Genomic DNA, 7,139 nt, shown 5'->3' with positions numbered 1-7,139 from the left:
GAGAAAGAAGGAGTATGGCTATTGCATGTCAAAGACTGCTTAAAACATGCAATTAACGATTTTACAAAATCAATTAAAAGAATATGGGATCAAGGTTTTAGCATTCCATCCGGGTTATGTCAGGTCATATATTTTTGGTGAATTCAATCCGGATGCAACAATTGATGCAAGCGAATCCGCAACTGGAATTATGAACCAAATACTAAAGTCACCGGCGATGGAAGAACATATGTTCATTGATTATCAAGGGAATCAAATGAACTGGTAAGGAGAAATAGATTATAGAACAAAATGGTAACGGTTACATGAACAAATCTAGTATTTTAATCAACTTACTTTCTTATTAAAGGAGATGTTGGGATGTTTACTGGGAGGGTTTTATCTCAAAATGATATTGAGCAATTCATAGAATTGGGATGGGTTAAAGTTCCCCAAGCTTTTGAGCGAGAGGCCGCATTAAAGGCCCAGAATTTCTTGTGGAAACAATTAGAAAAAAGAGGGGTTGAAAGATTGGATCGAACAACCTGGACTGAGCCCATGCTCCGATTGAATGAAAATTACGATACGGAGGAGTTCCGTCCGTGCGATAGTGAAAGACTCTCCGATGCCATAGAGGATTTAGTAGGAACAGGTCGTTGGGTTGGCCGAGGGATACCAAATCGTTGGGGATGATGGCCTGTTAATTTTTCGGAAGATTCCCATCTGGAATGGAACGTTCCAACTAATGGATGGCATTGGGATGGAATCCATTTTAACCATCACGTAGATAGCCCTGATCAAGGTCTGCTTTGTTTATGTATTTTTTCGGATATTGGCCCCCGGGGTGGCGGGACATTAGTGGCAGAGGGCTCACATAAAGTGATAGCCCGATACTTGGCTGAGCAGCAAAATGGTGTAACTCTCGAGGATGGAATCCAAGATGTGAACAAAGCTCATCAATGGTTTGGCATGCTTACAGGTCAAGAAGGGACAAACTCTTCTTTAGGCAAGGATACAAACCGAATTGATTACTTTATGAATCAAACCGTTAAGGTTGATGGGGCACACCTTAAAGTAGTGGAAACGACTGCAGAAGCAGGTGATGTCTACCTTTGTCATCCTTTTCTCTATCATGCCTCTTCTCAAAATCATTCAGGAATTCCACGTTTTATGTGCAACCGGACAACTCCGTTAAGGGAGAGATTAAACTTACGAAGAAGAAATGAGACAGACTATTCACCTCTAGAATTTAGTATTCGGAAGGCTTTGTAACCTCAGGAAAAAGCCCGATTATGAGGTATCCTAACCATTTAATCGGGCTATTTTTCCATATAAGATTTATCCCCTTTTTAATTAGGCATTCAATTTGAATGAAAAGACAATGAGACTGTTAACTAAAGTAACAGTCTCTTTAATATCAGTTAATAAAAAACTGATTTTATTGATGTTCATTGAGAGGAAAAAGTTTAATTCTTACTAATTGCTATTCTAGGAGAAAATGGAATGACAGCATCCATCTTAACTGCTAACGGTACAACCCCATCAACTGCACTTGTACAGCCAACGAGACGGTTAGACGCTGCTACCGTTCTTTGTCTCTTTTTCATGGTTTCCTTCCTCTGTTCTCCAAGTGTCCCCCTATCGATCTGGAGATCACCTAAGTAAGGTTTCAATTCACCATTTGTAAAACTCTCAGCATCAAGTAATTCAATGCATTTTGCGCGGAAACGCAGGTGTAATAAGTCTCCCTGTTTAAGGTATAACACCCCTCCGCCATTATAGGCTTCAGGAGTCATATGGCCTATTGCTGCCCCGTAAGTAACTCCAGAATATCGGCCATCACTAATTAGAGTAGCTAAACGTTTTAGTTGGCGATTTGCATTAATATGCTGCATCGGATTGAACATCTCAGGCATTCCAAATGCCTCAGGGCCTTGACCAGCGACAATGATGGTAAGTTTTAAACTTTGATCTTTTACCATTCGGTTAAATAATTGTTGATAGGATAAGGCTTCTGCTTCTGCATAACTATCTGGTTGGTTATGCTTCCACATGTGCAGCAAGTGCTCTTCGGAAAATGCTTGCTGATCTCTTAATTCGTCCAATAATTGGTCATTTAATAATTGTTTATTTGCCTCTTCTTCATTTTCAAAATAAAGAACAAACGAAACTTTTTCATCAAACTGATCTAATTGATAGGTAGTCATCCCACTAATTTTAACAACAGCGCTTTCAAAAAAGTTCCCTCGTAACACATCGACTCCACTGAACTTTCTAAGGGGCTTACTTTGGATGATAGGATTGTTCTTAACTCCATCTGCACTTAATCCTTCCGTGTTACTCAGCCTTTCCTTCCAAGTTTGGCCAGTGACAGTTAAAGCATCGACATCCATCGGAACTCCATTTCGAATTAATTCATAAAAAAGAGTCTCCATTCCTCTAATTTGACCAGTACAGCATTGTTCTGCGAGAACGAAAATATCCCTGCCTTCTGTAAGACTATAATGAAATAAATCTGGTATTGGATAAGATTGATGAATTTTCTCAATATCCCAAAGACTGAAGTCATATCCAGCATAGACCATTGCCCCAACAATGTGCATCATTAAGTTGGTGGACCCGCCGCCAGAGCTATGAATCCGGATGGCATTTGCAATATTAGCACCGACCAACTCAGCCACACTGCATTCCGGGCGATTTGCTATCATAAATAAGGATTCAATGGCTGGTTTTAGCTGATCTGAAGTGGGTGGTTCTGTTAACAATTCCAGTTTAGGATGAACTAATCCAAAACCTGCCATCAAATCTCTTGAACTATTGCCCGTTCCATGGAAGGCACATATTCCCCCTGCCGAGTCACATGTATTAATCGCAAGCCTCTTTTCATAATTCTTATGCTGCTCGTGAGTAATGATCCCTTTCTCAACAGCTCGAGCTAGAACACCTTGAAATTGAGTATTTGATGTACATTGTAGGATAAAACTTAACGCATCATTAAGATCGTCGGCAATATTCTGTTCACCCATTAACGATGCTCTGTCAGCAACATCTTTTAATTCCACTTGTAAATCCTGCGGAATTTCCCCTCCCTTTAAAACGTGAGAAGGTGCAAACGTTGCAAATACTGGTGCTTCACCACGGTAGCGCCGGACACGATCCAATAAAGCTAAACCACTTAATACCCCTAACGGCTGCTTATCGCACCCTTGAATAACAAAAGCCCCATGATAAGAATGCGCTTCCATTTGATTGACGACAATCTCAGCAATGGCATTACGGCTTTGCAGTGAATAAGACATCCCCATATTACTTTGGGCTGTACCGTCACACATCACGGGTGTACTAAAATAAAACGGAACCCCGCCTTCTTCCCAAATTTTTAAAGCTGCCCGGGAAACGGTTTCTAGATCCAAAATATGGGCAGGATGGTCGGCGGAGCCGCCAATAATTGCGATACGAGGTGCATTCTCTTCTAAACGGTTATATATTTCCCCTAATGTCCAATCAGATTTTGTCCCTTGATAAGAATCTCCTAGAACCTTTTTGGCCCTATCCAATAGTCCTGCTACTGTAATCGGTTCATTTGCCTTCCCTTGCACATTTTCCCTATAAGGGTTAATTGGATTGTTAATTCTTGACTTTTTATCATTTACATTTCTGGTCATATATAAGGCCTCCTGCTCCACTATAATTTTCATTAAAACACTAGAATCCTTTTCTAGAAATCTATAATTTATAAAAGGAAACCATACTATATGGATACTCTCCACCTATGTACAGTCCCCCTTCATAACCTAATTTTCTTTTTTCATTAAGGCTTTACAAATACTGTTTTAATGGATGTGTAAAACTCTATCGCAGCAGTTCCTTGTTCTCGTGCACCGGAACTGGATGCTTTCATACCGCCAAATGGGGCTTGTAATTCAACTCCTGCTGTTTCATAATTTACACGAACAAGCCCTGCCTCACTTGCCTCGATAAATTGAAATGCATTCCCAATGTTTTTCGTGAATATTGATGCACTTAAGCCATATGGAATGTCATTTGCCAATTCGATTGCTTCCTCAATTGTTTTAACTTTTATTAAGGCTAATACCGGACCAAAAATTTCTTCTTGCCCAATTGTCATGTCAGATTTAACCTCATCAAAAATGGTCGGCTCTACAAAATACCCATCCTGCAGTTCAATATCTGATGGCCTGTTACCCCCAACTAGAACGGTTGCGCCTTCTTCTTTTCCTTTTTCAATATAGGAAAGAACAGTGTTTAACTGTGATTCATTCACACATGGTCCCATCCAGGTCCCTTCCTCAAGGCCATCGCCAACCTTTAATTCTCTTGTTCTATCAACTAATCTTTTTTTGAATTCTTCATATATTCCTTCTTGTACAATGACACGGCTAGTTGCGGTACATTTTTGACCTGTGGATCTTAGTCCTCCGCTTATAGTCGCTTCCACTGCCTCCTCAAGGTCGGCATCATCTGCAATAATAATCGGATTTTTCCCGCCCATTTCCAATTGATATTTTGCGCCACGTTCAATTGCCCCAAATGCCACTCTTTTACCGGTAGAATTGGAACCTGTAAAGGAGATTCCGTTTATTTGAGGATGATCAATGATGCGCTGTCCAACTACTGAACCTTTCCCCGTCACCATATTGACTACACCTGAGGGCAAGCCGGCTTGCTCCATACATTCGATTACTTTAGCACAAGTGACGGAAGCCTCCTGTGCAGGCTTAATTACAACGGTATTCCCATAAATTAAAGCCGGTGCCATTTTCCACAAAGGAATCGCAACCGGAAAATTCCATGGAGTAATAATTCCCACAACACCTAAGGGTACACGAGTTGTATACATTAACGCCTTGCTATCTGTTGCAGGTATCACATCGCCTGTTTTCCGTAAGCCCTCGCCAGCATAGTATCTTAGAATGGCGATACCGCGTAACGTTTCCCCCTTTGCTTCTGGAAAGGTTTTTCCCATTTCTCTAGTAAGTGTTTCAGCTATTTCATCCAAGCGCTTTTCCATGATATCCGCAGTTTTAAAAAGGAAGTCACCTCTTTGTGCACCAGATAAATTCCGCCATGCTGCCGTTGCACTTTGAGCTGCTGCAATAGCTTTATCTACATCACTTGCTGATGAACTTTGAACGTACCCAACTATTTCATTACGGTGTGCCGGACTATAACTCTTTTCAAGCAAATTGGTAGATGCTGGCACCCATTCTCCGCCTATAAAATTTCCATACGTTTTTACTTCAGTTTGAACTGTCATAGCTACCCTTTCCCTTCTTTTCCTACTTTTATTGACTATATGGTTTCAACTATTTTTACTGCTTGTTTTTTTACCGGATTAACCAATGTACCTATACCCGGAATTTCTATTTCAATAAGATCACCGTCTTGTAAAGTATAATTTTCAGGTGGAACAATGCTTGTTCCTGTTAAAAGTACAGTCCCATTAAACACAATATTATCCTTTACTAGATAGGAGCAAAGTTCTTCATATGTTCTTCGCAAATCACGAGTATGGGCCGTTTCTTCAAATACTTTTTCCTGATTTCGATAGATACGACAGGTAATCTGGAAGCTATAAAAATCATCAACTGTTTCTGCCAAACGAATAGCTGGACCAATCGAGCATGAATTTTTCCATATTTTAGCTTGAGGTAAGTAGAGTGGATTTTCCCCCTCAATATCCCGGCAGCTCAAATCATTTCCAATTGTGAAGCCAAAAATCTCCCCATTCTCATCTAAGACAAGCGCTAATTCAGGTTCTGGAACCTGCCAGCTTGAATCAGTTCTTAAACAGAGGGCTTCGCCTGTTCCTCTAGTTCTTTCTTTAGTGGATTTAAAGAAAATTTCCGGTCTTTTTGCCTCATAAACTTTATCATAGATGGTTGGCTCGGTATGTTTCCCACCTGTAGCTTCATAGTTTCGTTCTTCCCTGCTTCTAAGATAAGTAACCCCAGCAGCCCATACCTCTTGTGCTTCAATTGGTACGAGTAATTGAAGCTGTTCTAACTCTTCCTTCTTAGGCAAGGTACCTTGGATAGCTTGCTGAATGATTTCAACCATCGATACTTTTCTCTGTTTTGCTTCCTGCCTTAGTTCAAGGATGTTTTCAAATGGCAATTCGTAAAGTAAATTCTCATCCGTAATAGCAGCTAATCTCGTTAAACCGTTTTCTTTAAAGAATCGTATAATACGCATACAGTCACCTCTAATTAGTTTTATATTATAAAACTCAGTTCTATAATGTATTCATATGAAAACTCCATTATTAATAATAAGGAGCTTTTGACACATAACCCATTTTTTGAGATATTTCTTCGCCAGTTTGAAGCATCAATGGTATAATTCGTTCCATTTCCTCATCATTTAACCGAGGAGTAGGCATCGAAACACTAAAAGCAGCTATAGCATTGCCTGTATGATTACGAATCGGAAATGCAAGGCAGCAAATACCAGGCTCATTCTCTTCTCGATCATAAGCAAATCCATTTATTCTTATTTCAGCCAATTCATTTAAAAAATCAGTTTTATTTGTAATTGTACTAGGTGTCCTTTGATCAAATACATAGCCATCCATCATTTTATCAATCTCTTCTTGGGAACTTAAAGCGACAAGAAGTTTCCCTACTGCACTGGTATGTATCGGCACTCTCCGTCCAATCCGAGAATATAAAACATTGGCTGAAGTTCCCTCTACTTTATCTATATATAGACCTTCTTTTCCCTCTAAAATGACAAGATGCAGGGTATGACCGGTTTTTTTCGATAAATAAAGTAAGTATTTTTTTGCGATGTTCCGGACATCTAAGTTGGTTATGACAAAATTACCTCTTTCAAGTAACTTCATTCCAAGTTTGTATTTTCCACTCTCCCCATCCTGATCAATATAACCGCTCTTTTTAAGCGTTTTCAATAATGAATGAACTGTACTTTTATTTAGGTTCATACGCTCACTAATTTCGGTTATTTTTAATTCTGTTGAATGTTCATCAAATAAGTCTAAAATTGTCAGTGCTCTTTCAACAGCTTGAATAATTGGCATTACATATCCATCCTTTTTGTTGGTTTCAAGACTTAGATTACCACGTTTCAAGCGTTGAATCTCTTTTTTTATAGATTTTTTTAAAAAAGAAATGCAAATT

At 39.5% G+C, this 7,139-nt stretch carries 7 protein-coding genes; 3 read left to right on the top strand and 4 right to left on the bottom strand.

The genetic code is table 11. The features are described from left to right. The first annotated feature begins 46 nt into the window (after nucleotides 1-46). From V7266_RS28975 to V7266_RS28965, 3 genes are all read left to right on the top strand, one after another. Nucleotides 47-268 carry a hypothetical protein gene (locus tag V7266_RS28975; RefSeq protein WP_335472674.1) on the top strand — a complete coding sequence of 74 codons (222 nt, stop codon included), beginning with the start codon at nucleotides 47-49 and terminating at the stop codon, nucleotides 266-268. A gap of 92 nt (nucleotides 269-360) precedes the next feature. After that, on the top strand, nucleotides 361-672 hold the full coding sequence (locus tag V7266_RS28970) for a hypothetical protein (RefSeq protein WP_335472673.1): 312 nt from the start codon (nucleotides 361-363) through the stop codon (nucleotides 670-672). 30 nt (nucleotides 673-702) lie between these two features. Beyond that, entirely contained in the window at nucleotides 703-1,251 is a 549-nt protein-coding gene (locus V7266_RS28965; RefSeq protein WP_335472675.1) for a phytanoyl-CoA dioxygenase family protein, read from the top strand. Between the two features lie 194 nt (nucleotides 1,252-1,445). Here the strand turns inward: V7266_RS28965 and V7266_RS28960 are convergent, their stop codons facing one another. From V7266_RS28960 to V7266_RS28945, 4 genes are all read right to left on the bottom strand, one after another. Beyond that, nucleotides 1,446-3,644, bottom strand: coding sequence for a dihydroxy-acid dehydratase domain-containing protein (locus V7266_RS28960; RefSeq protein ID WP_335472672.1), 2,199 nt, complete (start codon nucleotides 3,642-3,644; stop codon nucleotides 1,446-1,448). Nucleotides 3,645-3,790: 146 nt separating this feature from the next. Further along, nucleotides 3,791-5,257, bottom strand: a complete 1,467-nt coding sequence (gene gucD / locus V7266_RS28955; protein ID WP_335472671.1) for an alpha-ketoglutaric semialdehyde dehydrogenase GucD — start codon at nucleotides 5,255-5,257, stop codon at nucleotides 3,791-3,793. A 35-nt stretch (nucleotides 5,258-5,292) separates the two neighbouring features. Then, on the bottom strand, nucleotides 5,293-6,195 hold the full coding sequence (locus V7266_RS28950; protein ID WP_335472670.1) for a fumarylacetoacetate hydrolase family protein: 903 nt from the start codon (nucleotides 6,193-6,195) through the stop codon (nucleotides 5,293-5,295). A gap of 70 nt (nucleotides 6,196-6,265) precedes the next feature. Further along, a partial coding sequence (locus V7266_RS28945; protein ID WP_335472669.1) for an IclR family transcriptional regulator occupies nucleotides 6,266-7,139 on the bottom strand: 874 nt, incomplete at its 5' end.

Origin of the sequence: Neobacillus drentensis, assembly GCF_036965645.1 — a bacterium.
In the GTDB taxonomy this organism is placed as follows: Bacteria; Bacillota; Bacilli; order Bacillales; family Cytobacillaceae; genus Neobacillus; species Neobacillus drentensis_D.
This window is presented reverse-complemented; position numbering and strand designations above follow the sequence as displayed.